This is a genomic window from Micromonospora violae (genome assembly GCF_004217135.1).
GTDB classification, from domain to species: Bacteria; Actinomycetota; Actinomycetes; order Mycobacteriales; family Micromonosporaceae; genus Micromonospora; species Micromonospora violae.
This window is the reverse complement of sequence record NZ_SHKK01000001.1, coordinates 579,250-603,432: the sequence shown is the minus strand read 5'-3', so window position 1 is coordinate 603,432 and position 24,183 is coordinate 579,250. Positions and strand designations below refer to the sequence as shown.

Sequence of the window (24,183 nt, the reverse complement as noted above, 5' to 3'; positions counted from 1 at the left end):
CAGGAGGGTCACCGATGTTTCGCAGCCTCACGCCGACGCGGGAACGCCCCGGCCGGCCCAGCGGCACCGCCGTCGCGCTCGTGGCCGGCCTCGCCGTGCTGGTCGCCGGGCCGACCACGGCCGCCGCCAGTCCACCCGGGTCCACCGGCCGGCAACCGGTGGTCACCCGGGCCGCCCTCGATCCGGCGCTGGTCGCCGGACGCGGCGCGGACGTCGACTTTCTCGAGCAGGAAGCGGAGAACGCCCACACCAACGGCGAGATCATCGGGCCCGACCGGACCGCCTACACGCTGGCCTCGGAAGCCTCCGGCCGCCGGGCGGTCCGGCTCACCCCCGGGGAGTACGTGGAGTTCGTCCTGCCCCGCGCGGCGAACGGGATCACCGTGCGGTACAGCATCCCGGACGCGCCGCAGGGTGGTGGGATCACCGCACCGCTGCGGGTCGCCGTCAACGGCAAACACCTGCACACCATGACGCTCACGTCGCAGTACTCGTGGCTCTACAACCAGTACCCGTTCACCAACGACCCGCAGGCCGGGCTGCTGCACCCGGACTGGTGGATCACCGAATGCCAGTGCGTGCCGGCGGCCACCACGCCGTACCCGAGCATCAGCACGCCGTTCAGGCCCACCCACTTCTACGACGAGCAGCGACTACTGCTCGGGCGTACCTACCGGGCCGGCGACACGATCCGGCTCACCGCGCCGCCCGGCAGCAGCGCCGCCTGGACCGTCATCGACCTGCTCGACTCCGAACTGGTCGCGCCGCCGCGCGTCCGGCTGCTCGCGGCGAACGTGCTCGCCTTCGGCGCCGATCCCACCGGCCGGCGCGACTCCGCCGACGCGCTGGACCGGGCCATCGCCTTCGCCCGGCGCACCCACCTCACTGTGTACATCCCGCCGGGCACCTACCAGGTCAACCGGCACATCATCGTCGACGACGTGACCATCGAGGGCGCCGGCAACTGGCACACCATCATCAAGGGCCGTGAGGTCGCCCTGCCGACCCCCGCGCCGGACGGCTCGGTGCACACCGGAGTCGGGTTCTACGGTCGGGACGCCGCCGACGGCGGCAGCCGTAACGTGCACCTGTCCGGCTTCGCCATCGAGGGCGACGTACGGGAGCGCATCGACACCGACCAGGTCAACGCGATCGGTGGGGCGATGAACGACTCCACCATCGACGGGCTCTACCTGCACCACACCAAGGTGGGCATCTGGTTCGACGGCCCGATGCGCAACGTCCGCGTCACCAACACCATCATCGTCGACCAGATCGCCGACGCGCTCAACTTCCACACCGGCGTGACCGACTCCCGGGTGTCGCACACCTTCGTCCGCAACACCGGCGACGACGGCCTGGCGATGTGGTCGGAGAAGACGGCCAACGCCCGCAACACGTTCGACCACAACACGGTGCAGTCGCCGACCCTGGCCAACGGCATCGCCATCTACGGCGGCACCGACACCACCGTCTCGCACAACCTGGTCGCAGACCCGGTACGCGAGGGCAGCGGTCTGCACGCCGGGTCCCGCTTCGGTGCGGAGCCGTTCAACGGGCACCTGCGGTTCACCAACAACACCACCGCCCGCGCCGGCACGTACGAGCTGAACTGGAACATCGGCCTGGGCGCGATCTGGATCTTCGCCCTGGATCGCAGCATCGAGGCACGCATCGAGGTGACCGGCGACGCGTACCTGGACAACACGTACAACGCGATCATGCTGGTCAGCGACTGGCCGGTGAAGGACCTCTACTCGATCTCCGACGTGCGGTTCCGCAACGTCCGCGTCGACGGCACCGGCACCTCGGTGGTCAGCGCCCGCACGGCGGGGTCCGCCTCGTTCGCCAACGTGGACGCCCGCAACGTGGGCGCGGTCGGCGTCAACAACTGCGGGTCCTTCCACTTCACCCCGGCCGGCTCGGAGTTCACACTGACCGACCTCGGTGGTAACGACGGCGGGTGGCTCGCCCCGTGGCTGCTGCCCAACACCATCACCTGCGACGACCGGCCACCCGTGTCGCCGCCCCCGCCTCCGGCCCGGTGGTGAGAGCGGTGGGCGGCCCGCGAGGTCGGGCCGCCCACCGCACCCACAGCTCAGCGCGTCCTGGCGTACGCCAGCGGCACGGTCGCCGACTGACCGTCCCAGCTGCCGCTCAGCGTGACCCCGGCCGACGCGTCGGCCCCGGCCACCGGCCGGCGCACGACGACCAGCTCGACGGTGTCGGTGTCGATCAGCGTGCGGTCCTCGTCGACCACCCGTCGCACCGCGCCGACGGCCGGTACGGGGGTGTCGGCGGCGCCGTCGACGACGATCGTCACCGTCGACGCACGCGCCTCGCGTCGGCCGTCGACCTCGAAGTACTCCTCGGCCTGGCCGCTGCCGGTAAGGATCGCGTGGGCCAGCGCGGTGGCGTACACCGGGTCGCCGCAGCCGTCGTACACCCAACGCCGGCCGAGCACCGAGTGCTCGGTGGTGCCGACCAGCCAGCTGTCCGCGCCGTCGAGGGGCGCGGCCCGGTAGGTGAGCGGAACCTGGTGGACCGGCCCGTCCGCGGTACCGACCAGCATCGTCTCGATACCGACCTCGCCGGCCGGGTCGTCGAAGCGGTAGGCGCCCCGGCTCACCACCTCCGCGCCGGGCGTTCCGGCGAACCAGGGTCGGCCGGGCAACCAGGTCGTCAGCAGGTCCAGCTTTGTTGGGCGCAGGGTCGCCTTGTGCAGTAGTGCCATGCGGGCAGCCTAGTCAGAGGCCCGCGCAGGGTTGCCCGCCGATCGTGCAGCTCTCCGGTTCGCGTGCCTTCGGCCGGCTGTCGCGCACGTCGAAGCTGATCGTCTGGGTTCCCCCGGGCCGCACGGCCGCTCCGGTGAAGATGATCGACCGTCCGTCCTTGCGCCAGTTCGCGCCGTCAACGTCGTCGACTGTGGTGCCTTCGGCGAGGCTGACCACCACGGCCCAGTCCGCCACCGGCGCGTCACCGGGGTTCTGGACGACGATCTCGCCGGTGTAGCCGAACAGACGGGTGGAGTCGGTCTGGTACCGGGCCACCATGGGCGTCGGCGACGGCGGTGGCGGCACCGACGCGGCCGTCCGCGACGGTTTCGCCGACGGGGTCAGGCTCGGGCGGGTGGTGGCCGAGGCGGTGGTCCGCGTGGGGCGCGCCGAGGGGGTTGCCGTGGGCGCGACGGTCGGCCTGCCAGCTGTCACGGTCGGCGACGCGGTGGCGGTCGGTGCCGGCGCGGCGGTCGGCTTCGCGTCGGGCGGCAAGGCCACCCAGGCCGCCGTCCCTGCCACCAGCACCGCCCCGGCAACAACGGCGACCAGGGTACGACGCCGACGGGGGTTGCGGCCGGCCCGGCCACGGACGCCGATCAGCGGCAGTTCCGCTGTCAGCCCAGCGTCGCCGCGCCGCAGGTCGACCTGCTGGAACGCGAGCCAGTCGAGAATGGCCGGCAGCCGCACGGTCAGCGCCTGCCGCAGCTGTTGCTCGCGGGGCTCGTGCTGTTCGGCCGACCACGCGCCGTGCGTGCTGACCTCCCGCAACTCCAACCGGCAGCCCTGCTTCGTGGCCGTGACCGTACAGGTCAGCTCACTGAGCCGGCCCGCCTCGTCGCAGGACAGCACGAGGAGGTCCGGCTCCTGCCGCTCGGTCACCTCGACCTCGACGTTGGCCTCGAAGCCGGCCAGGCCGGCCGTGTGCAGCACCAGCCGGTCCGGTACGCCCTCGACCGTCTCGGCCTCGGCGAACCACCGGCCGAGCAACTCCCGATCGGTCAGTGCGAGCCAGACCCGCTCGGCCGGGTGGGACAGGTCGATCTGCGCACCGATCTCGATCACGGCGAGACTCTAACGGGTTGCCCACCCGGCCTGTCCCGCCCGCCCGGTGTCCTGATCAGCCCCAGCGGCTGGACCGCTCGACCACTGTGGCCAGCGCGGCCCGGGCGGCGGCGCTCACCTCCGCGACCACCTGCCCCGCCGGCAGGTCCCGGGCCAGCGGGTGCGCCTGCCCGGCCCACAGGTTGGCCACCGAGGCGTCCCCGTCGCGCCGGGCGGCGGCGAGCAGCGGACGCGTCAGGTGAAGCACCTGGGGGTAGCCGCGCGGTGCCGCCGGGTCGTGTTGGCGCAGAAAGTCGTTGGCCACACCCCGGGCCCGCTTGCCGGTGTACGACCGGGTCAGGGCGGTCGGCGTGGCACTGGCCACCGCCGCCCGGTGCATCGGCGAGCTGCCCGCCTCCGGGCAGCGCAGGAAGGCCGTGCCGAGTTGCGCGGCGGCGGCGCCGGCAGCCAGCACGGCGGCCACCGCGGGGCCGTCGCCGAGGCCGCCCGCGGCGACCAGCGGCCGGTCACAGCGGGCGGCGACCAGCCGGAGCAACGGCAGCAGCCCGTAGTCGTCGTCGTCCGGTAGGCCGCCGCGATGCCCACCCGCCTCGGTGCCCTGCACCACCACCGCGTCCACCCCCAGCTCGGCGGCGGCGGTCGCGGCGTCCGGGCGGGTGACGGTGGCCCACACCTCGGTGCCCCGCTCGCGCAGGGCAGTCACCACCGCCCGGTCGGGCAGCCCGAACACAAAGGACACCACCGGGACCGGGTCCGCGAGCAGCGCGGCCACCTTCTGCGGGTACGCGTCGTCGCCGCCGACCGGATCGCCCAGACTCACCCCGCGCTGCGCGGCCTGCGGGGCGAGCCGTTCGGCGTACGTCCGGATGGCGGCCTCGTCGACGCCGCCGGGGTCGGGCAGGAAGACGTTCACACCGAACGGCCGATCGGTACGCGCCCGAACCTCGGCGATGTCGGCGACCAGCCGGCCGGTGTCGATCATCCCGGCGGCGAGGAAGCCGAGCCCACCCGCTGCGGACACGGCGGCCACGAGCGTGGGCGTGGACGGGCCGCCCGCCATCGGGGCGGCGATGATCGGGTGGCGCAACGCGGACAGGACGGACATCCTCCCATCCTGCCGCAGGCGCGGTCCGCTCACGGGCGCGCGGTGTGCCTCCACCGCAGCACGCCGGCCAGCCCGAGCAGGACCAGCAGCACCCCGGCTCCGATCGCCAGCGGCCAGTTCCGCCCGCCCGCACCGCCGACCTCGTTGGCGGCCGGGCGGGCCGCCGTGGGTGCCACCGGGCCGACGGACTCGGTCGGGGGCGCGGCGGTGGCCCCGGTGGCGGTGGCCGGGTAGCGCAGGATCGTTGGACGGTTGGACGGTTGTCCGGCGGACTCGGAGACGGTGAGCAACGAACGACCGTCCCGGCTGTAGGTGATCGACTCACCCTGCGGCTCGTCCGGCAACGGGGTGATCCGTGGGGTGCCGGTGGTCAACGCGCGGACCACGTCGCCGTCGGGCACGTCGTACTCGAAGGCGTCGGCATAGCTGCGCAGCGCCACCCGCCGTCCGTCCGGTGCGCTCGCCGCGCCGGTGATCACCGCGCGGCCCAGGAACGAGAACGGGTTGCTGGTCGTGGTCATCGGCACCGTGACCTGGCCGAGCGCGGCCAGCGGCGTCGTCGCGTCCGGCCGCAACGCGGTGGTCGGCGCGTACAGGAAGACGCTGCCACTGCCACCCTTGGTGATGATCAGCGGCCGACCGGAAGCGTCGAGCAGCAGCGCCTCGGCGTCGTGCGGACGGTCCGGGTAGGTCATCCGGTGCAGCACCGGCTGCTTCGCCCCGGGCGCGAGCCGCCACACGCCGACCGTCTGCCGGGAGCGGTCGTTGTCGCCGATGTCCGCGACCCAGATGGTGCCGTCCCGGCCGATGGCCAGGTCCTCCGTGTCGCGGGGCCGGGACGGGAAGGAGACGGTTCGCACCACCGCGCAGCGCTGGTCGAGGAAGAAGATCCGCCGGCGGGCCTCGTCGTCGGCCCCGTCGTTGATCACCACGTACCCGTCGTCGGTGGCGACCATCCCGGAGAGCTCGCGGAGCCGGTCGTCGCGCACCTGGCAGACCGGGGTCCCCACCGCCACGCCCGCCGTGGCAGCGCCGGCCGTGGCAGCGCCCGGCACGAGCACCACGGCCGGCGGTAGCGCTCCCGCGAGCAGCGCGGCCAGCACCGCCGCCGCACGAGCACGCCGCCCCCCGGTCAACCGTCCGCGTACCCGCATCGCCCACCCTCCTCGTCGCGGCCGTGGCCGGCCACCCGCCCATCCTGGCCGATCCCGGCCACCGGCGGCGGTCATCGGGAGGGGACGCGCCCGGACCCATGGTCCACGTGCTGTCGCTCTGCCTGGTGGTGAAGCTGACGGGCGGCCAGGCGGCCTGAGTGCGGCGGTGGCGGGTACGCAGCGGCCCGGCGGTCTGTCGACACCCGCCGGGTGGGAGGCTCCGATGAGCACGTACCGGGACGAACAGGGCGGCACGATCCCTCCGCCGGAGGCGGACGCCCTGGAACAACGACAGGACGCGTTCGACGTCGGGCCGCCGGACCGGGTGTCGGGTGACGTGGACCCGGAGGCTGCCGAAGCCGACCTGGCCGAGCAGGGCGCCTACCCGGCGGGCACGCTCGAGGAGGTGACGTCACTGCCGGCCGACGCCAACCCGGCGGACGCCCTCGAACAGCGCCAGGAGATCCCGACCCGCGACGAGGGACGCCGCACCTGACCACGCCCGCTCCCGCCGGCTCGGCTGGCCCGGCTGGCTTCGGCTGGCCCGGCCGGCTCGGCCGGCTCGGCCGGCTCGGCCGGCTCGGCCGGCTCGGCCGGCTCGGCCGGCTCGGCCGGCTCGGCCGGCTCGGCCGGCTCGGCCGGCTCGGCCGGCTCGGCCGGCTCGGCCGGCTCGGCCGGCTCGGCCGGCTTCGGCCGCACAGGCTGGCGACCGCCACCACCGGGCTGTCCACCCACGCGGTCCTGGCCCGACATGGTCTCCAACGCCTGATGCCGGTGAGTCATCTTGATGACTCACCGGCATCACGCTCGTCGGGATGTCCGGGCCCAGACAGCCACCTCGTTCCGCCGGCAACGCCGACCAGCCGGCTCAGCCCACGGCGCCGACCAGCCGGCTCAGCCGGCAGCGCCGACCAGCCGGCTCAGCCGGCAGCGCCGACCAGCCGGCTCAGCCGGCGACGACCTGCCAGAGGAGGAACGCGTTGAGCGCTACCACCAGCACGGCCACCAGGGACGCGGCGGCGGTGGTGAGCGGGTGGTTGACCAGGTTGCCCATCAGGTCGCGGCGGCGGGTGAAGGCGACGACCGGGATCAGCGCGAACGGGATACCGAAGCTGAGGATGACCTGCGACAGCACCAGCGCCCGGGTCGGGTCGAGGCCGATGGCCAGCACGGCCAGCGCGGGCAGCAGGGTGACCAGCCTACGCAGCAACAGCGGAACCCGCCGCCGCAGGAAGCCCTGCATGATCACCTCTCCGGCGTAGGTGCCCACGCTCGTGGAGGCCAGCCCCGAGACCAGCAGGGCGACGGCGAACCCGAACGCGGCGGCGGTCCCGATGGTCTGGCCGAGCCCGGCGTGCACCCCCTCCAGGCTGTCCGCGCCACCCGGGCCGCCGCCGCGGAAGCTGGCAGCGGCGATCAGCAGCATGGCGAGGTTGACCGCGCCGGCCGCGCTCAGGGCGAGCAGGACATCGGTGCGCTGACCACGGAACAGGATCCGGCGCTCGGTGTCGTTGGCGGCCGGAATACGGTCACGGGTGAGCGCGGAGTGCACGTAGATGACGTGCGGCATGACGGTCGCGCCGAGGATGCCGGCGGCCAGCAACACGCTGTCCGTGCCTTGCAGGCGCGGCACCAGACCGGCCATGGCCGAGCCGGGATCGGAGCCGGAGGCGAGCAGGTTGGCGGCGAAGGCCAACACGATCACACCGAGCAGGACGGCGATGGCGACCTCGAAGGCGCGGTAGCCGCGTGAGCGCAGCGCCAGCACGGCGAACGCGGCCGTGCCGATGATGATCCCGCCAGGCAGCAGGGGGATGCCGAAGAGCAGGTACAGGGCGACCGCGCCACCGATCACCTCGGCCAGGTCGGTGGCCATGGCGACCAACTCGGCCTGCACCCACATCGCCCGGTTCAGCGGCCGGGGTAGGCGTTCCCGGCACAGCTCGGGCAGGCTGCGCCCGGTGGCCAGACCCAGCTTCGCGGTGAGCGTCTGCACCAACATGGCCATCAGGTTGGCCACCACCACCACCCACACCAGCAGGTAGCCGTACCGGGCACCGGCTGCGGAGTTGGTGGCGAAGTTACCGGGGTCGACGTAGGCGACGGCTGCGACGAACGCCGGGCCGAGCAGGATGAGCCGCCCGCGTACCCGACCCCGGGCGCGAGCGGCCTGTAGTGGAGTCGCCCTCGACGTGGTCAGTTCGTTGGTGACCATCGAACACCTCCCCGTGTACGCGGATCGCTGCCGGTCCCTTCCCCTCGGGCTGACCCGTCGGTGCCAACCGTTGGCCCGCCGGTGCCAGGAGGGCCGCCGCCGTGCCGGGCTTGACAGGTGGTGGGTCACCGATGAAGCTGTCTATTAGTCCTACTGTCGTAGGACAACAGGAAGGATCATCGGGAGTGATCGAGTTCGTACTGGACAGCCGGTCGAAGGTGAACACCTACATGCAGCTCGTGCAGCAGGTGAAACAGGCGTTGCGGGTCGGCCTGCTGACGCCGGGCGACCAGTTGCCGAAGGTCCGGGACGTCGCGCAATCCCTCGCGATCAACCCGAACACGGTGCTGAAGGCGTACCGGGAGTTGGAGATCGAGGGTCTGGTCGGCGGCCGACCCGGGGTGGGCACGTTCGTCCAGCGCACCCTGGCCGGCGCGTCCCTGCCCAATCAGGCCGAGCTGCGCGACGACCTGGTCGCCTGGCTGCACCGGGCGCAAACCGCCGGCCTCACCGCCGAGGACGTCATCGCCCTGGTGGAGACGACGCTTCGCGCCACCCTCGCCGACGACCCACCACAGAAGGAGCCCGCATGAGCAGAACGAGAGGACAAGGGATGGACATGGTCTTGGAAACAGACCGGCTCGGTAAGCGGTACGGCAGCACCTGGGCGTTGCGGGAGTGCTCGCTGCACCTGCCGGCCGGCCGGATCGCCGCGCTGGTCGGGCCGAACGGCGCAGGCAAGAGCACCCTGCTGCACCTGGCCGTCGGGCTCCTCAAGCCCGACGCGGGCGCGGTCCGGGTGTTCGGCAGGTCCCCGTACGGCGACACGGAGGGCCTGGCCGACATCGGCTTCGTCGCCCAGGACACGCCGCTCTACCGGGACTTCACCGCCGCCGAGCTGGTCGTCGCCGGCGGCAAGCTGAACAGGCGGTGGGACGCGGCGCTGGCCCGCCAACGGCTGGCGCAGCTCGGCATACCGCCGGACAAGCCGGTCGGCAAGCTCTCCGGCGGGCAACGGGCCCAGGTGGCACTCGCCCTGGCACTGGCCAAGCAGCCGCGGCTGCTGCTGCTCGACGAACCCGTCGCCAGCCTCGACCCGCTGGCCCGACGGGAGTTCCTCCAGTCGCTGATGGGCAGCGTCGCGGAGTCCGGCACCACCGTCCTGCTCTCCTCACACCTGCTGGCCGACCTGGAGCGCGTCTGCGACTACCTGATCGTGCTCAACGCCTCCCAGGTGCAGCTCACCGGCGCGGTCGACGACCTGGTCGCCGAGCACCGCCAACTGCTCGGTCCCCGGCACGACGGCGGCGACATCGGGGGCGTCGCCGCCGTGGTCCGGGCCAGCCACACCGACCGGCAGTCCACCCTGCTGGTTCGCACCGACGGGCCGGTCACCGATCCGGCCTGGACGATCCGCGAGGTGAGCCTGGAGGACATCGTGCTGGCCTACCTGGCCGACGGCACCACGCAGAGCAGCCACAGCGAGTGGGGGGTGCCGGCATGATCTGGTTGACCTGGCGGCAACACCGCAAGCAGGCGCTCTACACCCTGCTGGGCCTCGCGGCACTCGCCGCTCTGCTGGTGCCGATCGGCCTGTCGATGCGCAACACCTTCAGCGACCTTGGTTTGGCGGACTGCGCGGCACAGCTCGCCCGCGCCGACGTGGCGCAGGCGACCCGGGAGGCCTGCGACGCGGGCTTCCACCGTTTTGGAAACCAATACAGCGGCCTCAACCTGGTGGCCGTACTGCTGATCACCCTGCCGGCGCTGGTCGGTCTGTTCTGGGGTGCCCCGCTGGTCGCCCGTGAGGTGGAGCACGGCACGCACCGGTTCGTCTGGACCCAGGGCGTCGGCCGGACCCGCTGGGCCCTGGTGAAGTTCGGGCTGGTGGGCGCGGCCGTCGTGGTTCTCGCGGCGGTCTACGGGCTGGGCATGTCGTGGTGGGTTGAACCGCTCACGCAGGCCACCCACGAGGGTCGGCTCGGCATGATCGTTTTTGATTTGCAGGGCATCGTCCCGATCGGCTACACCCTGTTCGCCGTCGCGCTGGGCGTCTTCGCCGGCACCGTGTGGAAGCGGATGCTGCCCGCCATGGGCATCACCCTCGCCGGGTTCATCGGCGTACGGGCGGCGGTGGAGATCCTGGCCCGACCGCGCTACCAGCCCGCCCACACCAAGACCTTCCCGATCGAGGTGGACGGGTTGCCGGAGACCAGTTGGGGGGACTGGATCCTCACCCAGGGCGTCCGGAACCCGGACGGGACGATGATCGCGGAGGACACCCGGATCCAGTGCCCGGTGGGCGGAACAGGACCGGACGGTCGGGCCTGCGGGGCCGAGTTGGGCCTCGAACCGGGCGCGTACAACTGGCAGCTGTATCAGCCGGCGGACCGGTTCTGGCTGTTCCAGAGCATCGAGACCGGCCTCTTCGTCGCCCTGGCCCTGCTGTTGCTCTACCTCGCCATCCGCCGGGTCCGGCGGATCGCGTAGGCGGCGACGGGTGCTCGTCGGGGCGCGGGGGCCTCAGCGAGCACCCGTCAACGCAGGCCCGCGACGGTCAGCGACAACCAGGACGCCAGGTCGTGCAGCTCGTCGTGCACGGCCCGGGTCACCTGCGGGGTGAAGGCCACGTCCTCGTGGACGGCGTGCGCAGTGAGCGTGCCGCCCCGACGATCGGCCGTGGCGTCGACCTTTCCGACCAGCCGGTCGCCGTGCAGGATCGGCAGCGCGAAGTAGCCCCACCGTCGACTCGCCTTGGGCTTGTACATCTCCAGCACGTACTCGTACTCGAAGAGGTCGGCGAGACGGACCCGGTCGTGCACCAGCCGGTCGAACGGCGACAACAGTGCCGTACGCCCGGCGAAGGGCTGCCCGAGCGCGGCCGGGTCCACCCGCCACTCCCCCGCGACGCCCTCGATCACCGCTGGCTCGCCGGCGTCACCGACCTCGGCCGGCTCGCCCGGCACGATCACCGCCTTCGCCCGAGCGATGCCCAGCGCCCGCAGCCGTCGCTCGTCGCGCAGCCGGCGCGCCTGCTCCAGCTCGACGGCGGGCACGCCGGCCGGGTAGACCCGCTGCGCCACGTCCCAGAGCCGCTGTCGGCCCTGGCGGCCGGCGATGGCGACCTCGCCGCGCAGGACCAGGAACTCCAGCATCTGGGTGACGTTACGGTTGTTGGTCCAGCCCGACGACGGCCACGGCACGACGCTGGTGTCCGGGATGTCGCGGGAGAGCAGCGGACCGGAACGGCTGAGCAGGTCGAGGACGTCGCGCCGGAACGAGTCGTTGGCACGCAGCCACTCGCGGTGGCGCTCGTGGCCGGGCGACGCCGCCATCGCCGCGAGGAAGAGCCCCAGGTCGTCCATCGGTCGGACCATCGCGTGGTGTTCGAAGAGAGTCCGGTCCCGTTCCAGGGCCTCGCGCAACTGCGCGGGCTGGTACGACGAGCCGAGCCGGCTCCAGCAGACAAGGTCGGCGCTGGGCGCGACAGCGGCGGTCGGGTCGATCTGCACCAGGGTCAGCTGGCGGACCACGGCCAGCAGGTCGGTCGGACGCGGAGCGGCCAGCAGTTGGGCCCGGACGGCGATCCGCCGTGCCTGGGCCCGATCGAGTCGGTGCACACCCACGCCGGCGAGCCTAACGGCGACCACCGACACGACACCGACCCGCGCGCTCGGGTGCTCGGTTCGGCGACTACGTCGCGACCTGGCCCGCGACGCCGACGTTCAGCGGGTCGGCCAGGAGTTTGTCGAACGCCAACTCGGCGGCACCGATCAGGACCGCGTCGCGGCCGAGTGCCGCCGCGCGCAACTGCAGGTGCTCGCGGGCGGAGGGTAGCGGCATGGTGTCCAGCCGGCGCTGGACCACGTCCGCCCCGGCGGTGAAGATGTCGCGCAGCGAGCCACCGAACACCACGGCGTCCGGGTTGACCACGTTGACCAGGTTCGCCACGCCGAAGCCGAGCCAGTCCGCCACCTGCTCGACCGCGGCGCGGCAGGTCGGGTCGCCGTCCGCAGCGGCGCGCAGTACCTCGGCCACCGCCGCGCGGTCGCTCGGGTCACGGCCCGCGTGCCGCAACAGGGCGGCTTCGGAGATCTCGGTCTCCCAGCACCCGCGGGAACCACAGCCGCAGGGCAGGCCACTGGGGTTGACGACCATGTGGCCGACCTTGCCGCTGTGACCCCGGTGGCCGACCACCAGTCGGCCACCCACGATGATGCCGGCGCTGATGCCCAGGTCGCCGTGCAGGTAGATGGCGTCGTCGAAGCCGACCGCCACGCCCCGGACGTGCTCGGCCAGGCCGGCGATGTCGGCCAGGTCACCGGCCACGAAACCGGGGCTGGTGCAGAGTTCCGCCTCCAGGGCCGCGCCGAGCGTCTCGTCGATGCTGGCGATCCGGATCCTGCCGTCCGGGTCACGGGTGGTGTCGGTGACCGCGGCGGCACCACCGACCAGCAGCGCGTCGCCGACCACGGAGCCTTCCATGTGACGGACCAGGTCGGCGAGGGGCCCGACGGCGTCGATCGCCGACATGCCGCTGGGTCGAGGGATCTCCCGCAGATCGAGGATCTGGCCGCCGAGGCCGACCCGGGCGGCACGCAGCCGGTCCGCGTCGATGCTCAACGCGTGGGCGTAGACCCGGTCCGAGCGAGGGCTGACCACGAGCGAGGGGCGGCCAGCGCGGCGGGTGGTGGCCGGGGCGTCCTCGGTGACCAGGCCGCTGGTGACCAGGTCGGCCGCGAGGGCGCCGATGGTGCTTCGGTTGAGGCCGAGCCGGCTGGTCAGCTCGGCCCGGGATGTCGGCCCGTGCAGGTGGACGTAGCGCAGCACAGCGCCAAGGTTCTGCCGCCGGATCTCCTCCTGGCTGGCGCCCGGGAGCACCGGCAACGGGGATTCGGTGTTGCGGCCGACGCCGGCTGGCCTGGACCGTACTGGTGTCGCCACGGTCAGACCTCCTTCCGGGTCGGTGCCGGTTGGTGCGGGGTGCGGGGACGACGATGGGTCCCGGAAGAGGAGACCCCGGGACCCATCGTCGTTGCTAGCTACCGTGCGGTGCTTACTTGGTGAGCGGGGCGAGCTTCGGGTCGTTGGCGTACGCCTCAGCCGCGTTCGCCTTGGTGACGGCGACCGGCGGGAGCAGGAACGTGTCGACGACCTTGCTGCCGTTGTTGTAGGACGTGGTGTCGTTCACCTGCGGCTTCTCGCCGGCCTGGAGGGCCTTGACCATGTTGATGGTCTCCTTCACCAGGTTGCGGGTGTCCTTGTTGATCGTCATGTACTGCTCGCCCTTGACGATCGACTTGACCGACTCCACCTCGGAGTCCTGGCCGGTGACGACCGGGGTCGGCTTGCCGGCACCCTTGACCGAGGTCAGGATGGCGCGGGCCAGGGTGTCGTTCGGGGAGAGGACGCCGTCCAGCTCCTTGTTGCCGTAGGTCGAGGTCAGCAGCTGGTCCATGCGGGCCTGCGCACCCTCGGCCTTCCAGCCCTGGATGGCGGTCTGCTTGACGTCCTTCTGACCCGAGGCGACGACGACGTTGCCCTTGTCGATCTCCGGCTTGAGAACGTCCATCGCGCCGTTGAAGAAGACACCGGCGTTGTTGTCGTCCGGCGAGCCGGAGAACAGCTCGATGTTGTACGGGCCGTTCGGCTTCTTGGCCTTCATGCCGTCCAGCAGGGCCTGGCCCTGGAGCTGGCCGACCTTGAAGTTGTCGAACGCGACGTAGTAGTCGAGGTCCGGCGTGTTGGTGATCAGCCGGTCGTAGGCGATGACCTTCACACCGGCCGCGTGGGCCGCCGCGACCTGGGTCGACAGCTGCGCGGCGTCGGTCGCGCCGATGACGATGACCTTGGCGCCCTTGGTCACCATGGAGGTGATCTGCGCCTGCTGGTCCGCGACAGTGGTCGACGCGCCGGCGTACTGCACGTTGCCCTGGAAGCCAGCCTCCTTGAGGCCGTTGGTGAACAGGTCACCGGCGAGAACCCAGTTCTCCGAGGTCTTGGCCGGCAGGGCCACGCCGATCAGCGAGTTCGCCGGGAAGCCCTTGGCGGCCTCGCCGCTGGAGCCGCTGTCACCGTCGCGGCCGGAGCCGCAGCCCGCGAGGGCCAGCATGGCGGCGGCGCTGACCGCGACCACCGACGTGCCAAAGAATTTACGCATGGTGAGGACTTGCCTTTCTTGATGTGGAACGGGTGGAGGGGTCGGTGGCCGTCAGCCGGACACCGCTGCCTTGGCGGGCTCGCGCTCCGCGTCCGGCGGTGAGGCGGGTGGGGCGGAGTCCTCGCGGCGGAACGGCCGCATCAGGCTCCCGATGATGGAGAAGCGCCCCTGGCTCTTGTTGTAGACGTCGATCGCGACGGCCAGCAGCAGCACCAGGCCCTTGATGATCTGGACCTTGTCGGTGCCCACACCCTGGAGCTGGAGACCGTTGTTGAGCACGGCCATGACCAGACCACCGACGATGGAGCCGCTGATGGTGCCGATACCGCCGGCGACGGCCGCGCCACCGATGAAGACCGCGGCGATGGCGTCCAGCTCCCAGCCGTTGCCGTCCTGCGGTCCGGAGGCCGCCGAACGGGCCACGAAGATCATGCCGGCCAGCGCAGCCAGGATCGACATGTTCATCATGACGAAGAAGTTGACCCGCTTGAGCTTCACGCCGGACAGCTCGGCCGCCCGGGAGTTGCCGCCCACCGCGTAGATGTGCCGGCCACCGGCGGTGTTACGGGTGTAGAAGGAGTACGCGATCACCAGGACCAGCAGGATGATGCCGGAGATCGGGAAGCTGGTGCCGACGCGGCCGCTGGCGAAGCGCAGCGCCGCGAAGGCGATCACGCCGACCATGATGGCCATCCGCAGGATGGAGATCCACATGGGCGTCGGGTCGGCGTCCATGGCCCGGCGGGTGTTGCGGGCCCGGATCTCGCGCCACACCACCGCCACCGCCGCGATCAGGCCGAGCAGCAGCGTGGCGTTGTTGTAGCCGGTGTTCGGCCCGAACTCGGGCAGGAAGCCGGAGCCGATCTCCCGGAAGCCCTCCGGCACCGGAATCGTGTTGGCGTTACCGATGTACTGGTTGCCACCACGGAAGAGCAGCATGCCGGCCAGGGTGACGATGAACGCCGGGACCCCGACGTAGGCCACCCAGAAGCCCTGCCAGGCACCGATCACCGCACCGATCGCGAGACCGAACACGATGGCCACGGGCCAGGGCAGATTCCACTCGGTCATCGACTTGGCGACCAGGATGCCCGCGAAGGCGGCGACCGAGCCGACCGAGAGGTCGATGTGCCCGGCCACGATCACCATGAGCATGCCGATGGCCAGGATCAGAATGTACGAGTTCTGCTGGAACAGCGCGATCAGGTTGTCCGACCGCAGGGTCAGGCCGTCGGTCCAGACCTGGAAGATCAGGACGATCGCCACCAGGGTGAAGATCATTCCGAACTGACGAGCGTTGGAGGTCGTGCCTCCGAACAGGTTCTTCTGAAGGTCCTTCAATCGGCTCATCGGGTGGCCAGCTTCTTTGTCGAGGTCATCTGCTTCATGAGGTTTTCCGGGGTGGCGTCCGCCCGGGCGATCTCGCCCGTGATGGCGCCTTCGAACACGGTGTAGATGCGGTCGCAGAGCCCGATCAGCTCAGGCAACTCCGAGGAGATGACGACGACGCCCTTCCCCTGGTCGGCGAGCCGCTGGATGATGCCGTAAATCTCGTACTTGGCACCCACGTCGATGCCGCGCGTCGGCTCGTCGAGGATCAGCAGGTCCGGGTCGGTGAACATCCACTTGGCCAGGACGACCTTCTGCTGGTTGCCGCCGGAGAGCTTCGAGACGCCCACGTCGACCGACGGGGCCTTGGTCCGCAACTCCTTGCGGTACGCCTCGGCCGCCTGGTACTCCTCGACCTCGCTGAGCACGCCGTGGTGGCTGATCTTGGAGAGCTTGGCGGCCACCGTCGACGACTTGATGTCGTCGAGCAGGTTGAGGCCGATCGCCTTGCGGTCCTCACTCACGTACGCGAGACCGTTGTCGATCGCGTCGGCGACCGACTTCAGCACGATCTCCTTGCCGTCCTTGATGATCGTGCCCGACTCGTACACCCCGTAGGAGCGGCCGAAGACACTCATCGCGAGTTCCGTGCGGCCCGCGCCCATGAGACCGGCGAAGCCGACGATCTCGCCGCGGCGCACCACGAAGCTCTCGTTCTTGCAGACCTGGCGGTCAGCGGAGATCGGGTGCCGGACGTTCCAGTTGCGGACCTCGAAGAAGACGTCACCGATCTTCGGGGTGTGGTCCGGGAACCGGCTGCTCAGCTCGCGGCCGACCATGCCCCGCACGATCCGGTCCTCGTCGACCCCGTCCGCCTTGACGTCGAGGGTCTCCACGGTCCGGCCGTCGCGCAGGATGGTGATCTGGTCGGCGATCGCCTCGATCTCGTTCAGCTTGTGCGAGATCATGATCGAGGTGATGCCACGGGAGCGGAACCCGCGCAGCAGGTCCAGCAGGTGGCGGGAGTCGGCCTCGTTGAGGGCCGCGGTGGGCTCGTCGAGGATGAGCAGCTTGACGTCCTTGGCGAACGCCTTGGCGATCTCGACGAGCTGCTGCTTGCCGACTCCGATGTCCTTGATCAGGGTGTCCGGGTCCTCTTCCAGACCGACCCGGGCCATCAGGTCCAGCGCCATCCGGTTCGCGGCCTTCCAGTCGATCGCGCCCCGCTTGCGCGGTTCGTTGCCGAGGAAGATGTTCTCGGCGATCGACATCCCTGGAATGAGCGCGAGCTCCTGGTGAATGATCACGATGCCGGCGTTCTCGCTGGCCCGGATGTCGGAGAACCTGCTCTCCGACCCCTGGTAGACGATCTGGCCGTCATAGGTGCCGTGGGGGTAGACCCCGCTGAGGACCTTCATCAGCGTGGACTTGCCCGCACCGTTCTCGCCGCAGATGGCATGGATCTCGCCGGCGCGAACCACCAGGTTGACGTCGGAGAGGGCCTTGACTCCGGGGAACTCCTTGGTGATGGAGCGCATCTCAAGGAGGACAGGCACGTTGCTCATCGCTCGTACCACCTCGCCAACGTCATCGGTTGCCTCCGGAAGGTTGAACCTTCACTTGGTTTTGTTGTTGACGGCAACGTATTGCGGCCGGAGGGCCATCCGCAAGGCGAGAGACTGTTGAAAAGGTAACAATCCGGCAATATAGATGTAACGCAGTATTCGCCCGTCACAGGCGTCGCTGCGGCCCCTCCCGGCACCTTCGCGCGTCGGTGGCAACGTTGTCAAATGCCGGCGGCACCGCGATCGGCCCGGCCACCCCTTGACAAGGCCCACCACCAGGAAAGATCCACAGCGGCCAACCGGGCGAGGATGCACCGGCGCGCTCGCCACCATCGAATGGTGGTGATCGGGCCGCAACGCCCGGACCACCCCCGGGACGCCACGTCGACCCTCGACGTACGGTGTGACCCACCTCTCTCCTGAATCGCTGAATCGACGATGATCGACTCAGCACGGCCGCCACCAGCAGGGGGATCCGCGACGTAACGCCCTGTTAGGCCGATTCGGGGTTGTCGGCCGCGTCCGCGCAGTCAGCTCGGGCGCAGCACCGCCTTGATCACCCCGCCCTCCCGGCGGTCGAATCGGCGGAACAACTCCGGCGCGTCGGCCAGGGTGCCGTGGTGGGTCACGACCACGCTGGGCCGGGCGCGGCCGGCGACCACCAGATCGCGCAGCAGCACCGTGTAGCGGCGGTCGTGGGTACGGCCGAACCGGACCGCGACCCCCTTGCTGAACAGGCTGCCCCACGGCGCGACGAGGTCTTCCTGACTGTCCGCCCCCGGGCCGGGGTGCGGGCCCCGGTCCGGGTACACACCAGCGACCGCGATCGCGCCCGCGGTGTTCACGAGGCGGGCCGCGTCGGTGATGACCTGGTTCGGGCACTCCCGCCCGGGGTGCTCCCGGTCGCGGGCCTGAAACCCGACCGCGTCGATGACCTTGTCGACCCCGCCCAGCTTCTCCTCGCCGAGCGGTAGCCCGGCCCGGGCCCGGTCGGCGCGAATCTGTTCGACCGGGTCGCCCCGGCGGAAATCGATCGGCACGGCCCCGATCTCGCCAGCCTTGTCGAGTCGGGCGTCGACGGCGTCGACGCAGTACACGACCCGGGCACCGCGAAGCAGCGCCGAGTAGGCGGCGAGCAGGCCGATGGTGCCGGCGCCGAACACCGCCACGGTGTCACCGGGCTCGACCTCGGCGAGGGTGGCGGCGGCGTGCCACCCGGTGACGAACGCGTCGGCGAGCAGCACGAAGTCGTCCTCGTACGCGTCCCCCGGCTCGCCGGGCAGGGGTACGCAGTTGGCATCGGCCCACGGCACGCGCAGCAGGTCGGCCTGCGCACCCCGGTACGGGCCCATCCCCGCGTACCCGTACGCCGCGCCCGGCCCCTCGGCTCGGGCCCGCAGACAGGCCGCCGAGAGCCCACGGGCGCACATCACACACGTCCCGCAGAACAGGTGAGTGGGGATCACCACGCGCGTGCCCGGCCGGACGGTCTGCACCGCGGCGCCCACCTGCTGCACCACACCCAACGGCTCGTGACCAAGCACCAGGCCGGCTTCGGCGCTGGTCCGTCCGTCGTACATGTGCAGGTCGGTGCCACACAGGGCGGTGGAGGTGATCCGCACCAGCGCGTCGGTCTCCGCCTCCAGGGTCGCGTCGGGCACCTCCCGCACCTCGACCGTCCGGACGTCGGTGTAGACGACGGCTCTCATCCCGGGTCTCCTGTTCGGCGCTGGAGCGGCCGGCCTTCCCCCGACTGGGCCGTTCATGCCTACCCGTGGTCACGGCCGGACGCGGCCTCGCTGAGCCGGTCGGATTCCGGCGGCCCAGCGAGACCCTGACCGCGGCGACGCCCCCCGCGTGGTGGCGGGCACCCTCGCCCTACTCGGGCGCCTGCTGCTGGCGGAACTGATCGACCGGGAGGCCACCGCGACCCCAGTTCTCGGTCTCGACCTCGTCGATCACCACGAAGGTCGACGTCAGCGGCTTGTTCAGGACGTCGCGCAGCAGCTCGCTGACGCCCTTGATGAGGGCGGCCTTCTCCTCGGCGGTCGCCGCGGACGCGCCGGCGGTGCTGCCCTCACGGGTGATCTGGATGGTCACGATCGGCATCGTCTACTCCGTTCTCGGGTGTGGGGTGGGCTCAGTGACCGGCGTTCTGGCCGCCGTCGACGTGCAGGATCTCGCCGGTGACGAACGGGGCGGACTCGAGGTAGACGACGGCGTCGACCACGTCGCTGGTCTCGCCCATCCGGCCCATCGGGTGCAGGCCCGCGAGCGTCTGGTGCGTCTCGACCGGGTGCATCGGGGTCTTGATGACGCCGGGCGCGACGGCGTTGACCCGTACGCCACGACGGGCGTACTCGATGGCCAGGGACTTGGTCGCGGAGCTGAGACCACCCTTGGTCAGCGACGCGAGCACCGACGGGACGTTCGAGTTGGGCTGGTCGACGAAACTGGTGGTGATGGTGACGATGTGGCCGGAGCCGCTGGCCTCCAGGTGCGGCAGGACGCGCCGGGTGAGGTGGAAGAACCCGGCGAGGTTGATCCCGGTGACCTGGTCGAAGTCCTCGTCGGTGTAGTCGGTGAACGGCTTGGCGACGAAGACGCCGGCGTTGTTCACCAGGGTGTCGATCCGCCCGAACGTGTCCAGAGCGGCACGGACCAGCCGCTCGGCGGTGTCGGCCTCGGCGATGTCGCCCCGGACGGTGACGACCTGCGGGTCGTCGGACGCGCCGATGGAGCGTGAGGTCGCGACCACGCCGTACCCGAGCTTGCGGTAGGCGTTCACCAGGTCGGCGCCGATGCCCTGGGAAGCGCCGGTGATGACAACGACCTTCGGACTGCTGTTCATGAGCAAACCACCTTCACTAGACGACTGGTCTACTAAAAGCTAGCCGACCGGTCGTGTATCGTCAAAGCATGGGACGGACCAGTGACGCGAAGAACAAGATCCTCGACGCGGCCGCCACGCTGATCGAGCAGCGCGGGTACACGGCCCTCGGCGTGGCCGAGATCTGCGCGGCGGCCGGAGTGCCGAAGGGCAGCTTCTACTACTTCTTCGAATCCAAGCAGGCGCTCGCCCGCACCGTCATCGACGAGCACTGGGTCACCCAGCGCCGGCAGTGGGAGCAGTTGCTCGGCAGCGAGCGCAACCCGCTCCAGCGGCTGCGCGACCTGTTCGAGGCCACCGAGGAGGTCCAGCGCGTCGGCCAGCAGAAAGCCGGCGTGGTCGCCGGCTGCCTGTTCGGCAACCTCGCCCTCGAACTCAGCAACCAGGCCGAGGAGATCCGCGGTCGACTCCAGCAGATCTTCGAGGAGCAGATCAGCCTCATCGAGCAGGTCGTCGTCGAGGCGAAGGAGCGCGGGCTGGCCGGCCCGGCGGTCGACGCCCGGGAAGCCGCGCGGTCGATCGTCGCCCAGATCGAGGGGCGGGTCCTGCTCGCGAAGTTGCTCAACGACCCGGCTCAGCTCGAGACGCTGTGGCGCAACTGCCTGGATCTCCTCCAGGTGCCGGCGCAGGCACGGACCACCACCGGCTGAACGGACGACGGTCCCTGACCGTCCATTGCGGGCGTACTGCGCGGTCGCTCAGTAACATCGGCGAGGCACGATATTCAGGCCGACCACTCCCCGACCGGATCGAGCCTTCGACATGACGACCGAGCAGACCACGTCTCCTCCGCGTGCCGGTGTCGGCATCGCCGCTCAGCGGCTGGGCCAGAGCGTCCGAAACGGTCACCAGATTCTGGCCGACATCTCCCTGAGCATCGCGCCGGGCGAGGTGGTCGCGATCATCGGTGCCAGCGGCGCCGGTAAGACCACCCTGCTGGAGATACTCGCCGGAGTGCAACAGCCGGCGACGGGCACCGTGACGTACGACGGCAGCGCCGCGGCCGGCGCCGTCGGAGTCGTTCCGCAGGACGACATCATCCACCGCGAGCTGCCCCTGGCCCGCACCCTGCGCCACGCCGCCCGGCTGCGCCTGCCCTCCGCCACCGGGCCGGCCGAGATCAGTGCCCGGGTCGCGGAGGTGCTCGCCGAACTGCGACTCACCGACCGGGCCGCCACTCCGGTCGGGCTGCTCAGCGGCGGTGAGCGCAAACGCGCCAGCATCGCCGTCGAGCTGCTCACCCGCCCCGGCATGTTCTTCCTGGACGAGCCCACCTCCGGGTTGGACCCGGCGATCGCCGTGGAGCTGCTCCGGGTGCTCCGCTCGCTCGCCGACACCGGCGCCACGGTCGTGCTGACCACCCACCAGGTCACCGACGTGGACCATTGCGACCGCGTCGTCGTGCTGACCCGTCAGGGCCGGCTGGCGTTCACCGGCACCCCGGCCGCCGCCCGGGAGTTCTTCAACCTGCGGTCCCTCGTCGAGGTGCACCTGCGGCTCGACGAGGCGGCGCGACCCACCGAGTGGCCCGATCGCTTCGCCGCGCAGCACGAGGCCGCGCAGCACGAGGCCACGCAGCACGAGGCCGCGCCGTCGACCCGTACCACCGACGATGGCGACCTCGCCGTGACGCCGCCCCGGCGGGTCGGCCGGCTGCGTCAGTGGGCGGTCCTCAGCGCGCGCAACGCGGAGATCGTCGTCCGCAACCGGCTGACCCTGGCGATTCTGCTCGGCTCCCCGCTGATGGTGCTCGGCATGTTCGCGCTGCTGTTCCGTCCGGGGGCGTTCGCGCCGACCAACCCCAGCCCGACGGTGACCGTGATGATCCTGTTCTGGATCGCGTTCGGCGGTTTCTTCTTCGGGCTGACCTACGGGCTTCTCCAGATCTGCACCGAGCTGCCGATCCTGCGCCGGGAGCGGTTGGCCGGTGTCCGGCTCGCCCCGTACCTGTTGGCGAAGGTCGCGGTGCTGCTGCCGCTGCTGGCCGTCGTGGACCTGGCCCTGCTCGGAGTCCTGCGCGGCATGGACCGGCTGCCGCCGGTCGACGGCACCGACTTCGCCGCCCTGTACACGACCCTGCTGCTCTCCTCGGCGGCGGCGCTCGCCCTCGGTCTGCTGTGCTCGGCAGCCGTGTCCGACGCGGCGCAGGCGACGCTGATGCTGCCGATGCTGTGCTTCCCACAGGTGCTCTTCGTCGGTGCGATCCTGCCGGTGCCGGCCATGGCGGTCGGCGGTCAGTGGCTCAGCTACGCGATGTCGAACCGGTGGGCGTTCGAGGGGCTGGGGCACACCGCCGGCGTGGAGCGACTCTGGCGCGACGGCGGCTCCCCGCTCGGCCCACCCCTGCTGGCCACGTACGGCGACAGCTTCTCCCGGCCGGTGTGGGTCAACTGGCTGGTGCTCGGCGGTTTCGTGCTGCTCTTCCTGGGCGCGGCCTGGGCGGTGCTGGTCCGACGGGGTTCCCGTCGTGCGTCCTGAACCGACGCCGCACGCCTCCCCCACGGCCCTGCCGGGATACGCCGCCACCGGCCGGATCGACGAGTTACGCGCTACCGAGTACCGACACCTGGACAGCGACGGGCAGGTGTACCTCGACTACGCCGGGGCCGGGGTGGCCGCCCAGGCCCAGGTCCGTGCCCATCACGACCGGCTGCTCGCCGGTTTGTACAGCAACCCGCACTCGGAGAACCCCACGAGCGTGGCGGCGGGCTCGCTGGTGGAGTCGGCGCGACGCGCGGTGCTCGACTTCTTCCGCGCCGACCCGGCCGAGTACGCGGTCGTCTTCACCCCGAACGCCAGCGGCGCCTGCCGGCTGGTCGGCGAGGCGTACGACTTCGGCCGGTCCTCACCGCTGGTGCTGACGTGGGACAACCACAACTCGGTCAACGGCATCCGCGAGTACGCCCGGTCGGCCCGCGCGTCCGTACGCTACGTGCCGCTGAGCGGGCCGCAGCTGCGGGTCGCCGAGTCGGACCTGGTCGCGGCGCTGCACGCCGGCCGGGCCCGCCGGTGGGGTCGGCCCGGCCGTCGCGGGCTGTTCGCCTATCCGGCACAGAGCAACTTCTCCGGGGTGCAGCACCCGCTGAGCTGGGTGGAGCTGGCCCACCAGCAGGGCTACGACGTGCTGCTCGACGCGGCCGCCTTCGCGCCGACGAACCGGCTGGACCTCAGCGTCACCCACCCGGATTTCGTGTGCCTGAGCTGGTACAAGCTGTTCGGCTACCCCACCGGGGTCGGCGCGCTGCTGGCCCGCCGCACGGCGCTGGCCCGGTTGCGCCGGCCGTGGTTCGCCGGCGGCACGATCCGCGCGGTGAGCGTGCAGGGCGACTGGCACCGGCCGATGGACGACGAGTCGGCGTTCGAGGACGGCACGCTCAACTTCCTGAGCATCCCGGACGTGGAGTTCGGGTTGCGCTGGCTCGACTCGATCGGCGTGGACCTCGTCCACGCCCGGGTCGGCCTGCTCACCGAGTGGTTGTTGGAGCGGCTGACCACCCTGCGGCACGACAGCGGTGGGCCCCTGGTCCAGGTGTACGGGCCGACGACGGGTGCGGGGCGCGGGGGCACGGTGACGTTCAACCTCCGCCAACCGGACGGCACCCTGGTCGACGAGCGGCTCGTCGCGCGGGAGGCGGCAGCGGCCGGTTTCTCGCTGCGTACCGGCTGTTTCTGCAACCCGGGCGCGGGCGAGGGCGCGTTCGGGATCAGCCGGACGTCGACGCGGCAGCGGCGATTGGCGGGGATCGACACGATCGACCAGTACCTCAGCGCGCTGCGCCTGCCGACCGGCGGCGCGGTCCGTGTCTCGTTCGGACTGGCCTCCACGGCGACCGACGCGGAACGCTTCGTCGCCTTCGTCCAGTCGACCTACCTCAACCGCGCCGTCGCCGCCGAGTCAGCACTGCCACCTCGGCTGCGCTGCTGAC

Annotated in this window: 21 protein-coding genes; 8 read left to right on the top strand and 13 right to left on the bottom strand. The window is 71.2% G+C overall.

Annotation, left to right across the window (positions count from 1 at the left end; all coding sequences use genetic code 11):
- Positions 1-14 precede the first annotated feature (14 nt).
- On the top strand, positions 15-2,051 hold the full coding sequence (locus EV382_RS02720) for a glycosyl hydrolase family 28-related protein (RefSeq protein WP_130400069.1): 2,037 nt from the start codon (positions 15-17) through the stop codon (positions 2,049-2,051).
- A gap of 47 nt (positions 2,052-2,098) precedes the next feature.
- Here EV382_RS02720 and EV382_RS02715 read toward each other — a convergent pair whose 3' ends face one another.
- From EV382_RS02715 to EV382_RS02700, 4 genes are read right to left on the bottom strand one after another with little or no spacing between them, the layout of a single operon-like run.
- A complete protein-coding gene (locus EV382_RS02715) occupies positions 2,099-2,734 on the bottom strand; it encodes a CG0192-related protein (protein ID WP_130400068.1) in 636 nt (211 codons plus the stop codon).
- Between the two features lie 13 nt (positions 2,735-2,747).
- Positions 2,748-3,839 carry an SRPBCC domain-containing protein gene (locus EV382_RS02710; RefSeq protein WP_130400067.1) on the bottom strand — a complete coding sequence of 364 codons (1,092 nt, stop codon included), beginning with the start codon at positions 3,837-3,839 and terminating at the stop codon, positions 2,748-2,750.
- 55 nt (positions 3,840-3,894) lie between these two features.
- The gene (locus EV382_RS02705; protein WP_130400066.1) at positions 3,895-4,944 is read right to left on the bottom strand and encodes an NAD(P)H-dependent flavin oxidoreductase; all 1,050 of its coding nucleotides are present in this window, start codon (positions 4,942-4,944) and stop codon (positions 3,895-3,897) included.
- Positions 4,945-4,973: 29 nt separating this feature from the next.
- Complete coding sequence (locus EV382_RS02700) at positions 4,974-6,098, bottom strand: esterase-like activity of phytase family protein (protein WP_244236514.1); 1,125 nt, start codon at positions 6,096-6,098, stop codon at positions 4,974-4,976.
- A 223-nt stretch (positions 6,099-6,321) separates the two neighbouring features.
- Here EV382_RS02700 and EV382_RS02695 point away from each other — a divergent pair, with 223 nt between their 5' ends.
- Positions 6,322-6,594, top strand: coding sequence for a hypothetical protein (locus EV382_RS02695; RefSeq protein ID WP_130400065.1), 273 nt, complete (start codon positions 6,322-6,324; stop codon positions 6,592-6,594).
- A 450-nt stretch (positions 6,595-7,044) separates the two neighbouring features.
- Here EV382_RS02695 and EV382_RS02685 read toward each other — a convergent pair whose 3' ends face one another.
- On the bottom strand, positions 7,045-8,313 hold the full coding sequence (locus EV382_RS02685) for an Nramp family divalent metal transporter (RefSeq protein ID WP_130400063.1): 1,269 nt from the start codon (positions 8,311-8,313) through the stop codon (positions 7,045-7,047).
- A 185-nt stretch (positions 8,314-8,498) separates the two neighbouring features.
- Between EV382_RS02685 and EV382_RS02680 the strand changes: the two genes are divergently transcribed.
- Genes EV382_RS02680 through EV382_RS02670 form a run of 3 tightly spaced genes read left to right on the top strand, consistent with a single transcriptional unit; the run spans position 8,499 to position 10,803 of the window.
- The gene (locus EV382_RS02680; protein WP_130400062.1) at positions 8,499-8,906 is read left to right on the top strand and encodes a GntR family transcriptional regulator; all 408 of its coding nucleotides are present in this window, start codon (positions 8,499-8,501) and stop codon (positions 8,904-8,906) included.
- Between the two features lie 20 nt (positions 8,907-8,926).
- A complete protein-coding gene (locus EV382_RS02675) occupies positions 8,927-9,817 on the top strand; it encodes an ABC transporter ATP-binding protein (protein WP_130400061.1) in 891 nt (296 codons plus the stop codon).
- Positions 9,814-10,803 (top strand): transporter, encoded by a 990-nt coding sequence (locus EV382_RS02670; RefSeq protein WP_130400060.1) that lies wholly within the window; start codon positions 9,814-9,816, stop codon positions 10,801-10,803. The genes EV382_RS02675 and EV382_RS02670 overlap by 4 nt, the downstream gene beginning before the upstream one ends.
- Before the next feature lie 47 nt (positions 10,804-10,850).
- Here EV382_RS02670 and EV382_RS02665 read toward each other — a convergent pair whose 3' ends face one another.
- The 8 genes from EV382_RS02665 to EV382_RS02630 all read right to left on the bottom strand — a co-directional run bounded on the left by EV382_RS02665 (position 10,851) and on the right by EV382_RS02630 (position 20,218).
- Positions 10,851-11,939 (bottom strand): DNA glycosylase AlkZ-like family protein, encoded by a 1,089-nt coding sequence (locus EV382_RS02665; RefSeq protein ID WP_130400059.1) that lies wholly within the window; start codon positions 11,937-11,939, stop codon positions 10,851-10,853.
- Positions 11,940-12,006: 67 nt separating this feature from the next.
- Positions 12,007-13,257 carry an ROK family transcriptional regulator gene (locus tag EV382_RS02660; RefSeq protein ID WP_130400058.1) on the bottom strand — a complete coding sequence of 417 codons (1,251 nt, stop codon included), beginning with the start codon at positions 13,255-13,257 and terminating at the stop codon, positions 12,007-12,009.
- A gap of 112 nt (positions 13,258-13,369) precedes the next feature.
- Positions 13,370-14,473, bottom strand: a complete 1,104-nt coding sequence (locus EV382_RS02655; protein WP_130400057.1) for a substrate-binding domain-containing protein — start codon at positions 14,471-14,473, stop codon at positions 13,370-13,372.
- Between the two features lie 51 nt (positions 14,474-14,524).
- On the bottom strand, positions 14,525-15,823 hold the full coding sequence (mmsB, locus tag EV382_RS02650) for a multiple monosaccharide ABC transporter permease (RefSeq protein WP_130400056.1): 1,299 nt from the start codon (positions 15,821-15,823) through the stop codon (positions 14,525-14,527).
- Complete coding sequence (gene mmsA / locus EV382_RS02645) at positions 15,820-17,367, bottom strand: multiple monosaccharide ABC transporter ATP-binding protein (RefSeq protein WP_130400055.1); 1,548 nt, start codon at positions 17,365-17,367, stop codon at positions 15,820-15,822. The genes mmsB and mmsA overlap by 4 nt, the downstream gene beginning before the upstream one ends.
- A gap of 530 nt (positions 17,368-17,897) precedes the next feature.
- Positions 17,898-19,076, bottom strand: a complete 1,179-nt coding sequence (locus EV382_RS02640) for a glutathione-independent formaldehyde dehydrogenase (RefSeq protein WP_130400054.1) — start codon at positions 19,074-19,076, stop codon at positions 17,898-17,900.
- Between the two features lie 169 nt (positions 19,077-19,245).
- On the bottom strand, positions 19,246-19,476 hold the full coding sequence (locus EV382_RS02635; RefSeq protein WP_130400053.1) for a tautomerase family protein: 231 nt from the start codon (positions 19,474-19,476) through the stop codon (positions 19,246-19,248).
- Positions 19,477-19,507: 31 nt separating this feature from the next.
- Positions 19,508-20,218, bottom strand: coding sequence for an SDR family NAD(P)-dependent oxidoreductase (locus EV382_RS02630; RefSeq protein ID WP_130400052.1), 711 nt, complete (start codon positions 20,216-20,218; stop codon positions 19,508-19,510).
- A 68-nt stretch (positions 20,219-20,286) separates the two neighbouring features.
- On the opposite strand from EV382_RS02630, the gene EV382_RS02625 reads away from it, so the two are divergent.
- The 3 genes from EV382_RS02625 to EV382_RS02615 all read left to right on the top strand — a co-directional run bounded on the left by EV382_RS02625 (position 20,287) and on the right by EV382_RS02615 (position 24,182).
- Positions 20,287-20,907, top strand: a complete 621-nt coding sequence (locus EV382_RS02625) for a TetR/AcrR family transcriptional regulator (protein WP_130400051.1) — start codon at positions 20,287-20,289, stop codon at positions 20,905-20,907.
- A 112-nt stretch (positions 20,908-21,019) separates the two neighbouring features.
- Positions 21,020-22,735 (top strand): ABC transporter ATP-binding protein/permease, encoded by a 1,716-nt coding sequence (locus tag EV382_RS02620; RefSeq protein WP_130400050.1) that lies wholly within the window; start codon positions 21,020-21,022, stop codon positions 22,733-22,735.
- Positions 22,725-24,182 (top strand): aminotransferase class V-fold PLP-dependent enzyme, encoded by a 1,458-nt coding sequence (locus tag EV382_RS02615; protein WP_130400049.1) that lies wholly within the window; start codon positions 22,725-22,727, stop codon positions 24,180-24,182. The genes EV382_RS02620 and EV382_RS02615 overlap by 11 nt, the downstream gene beginning before the upstream one ends.
- Position 24,183 lies beyond the last annotated feature (1 nt).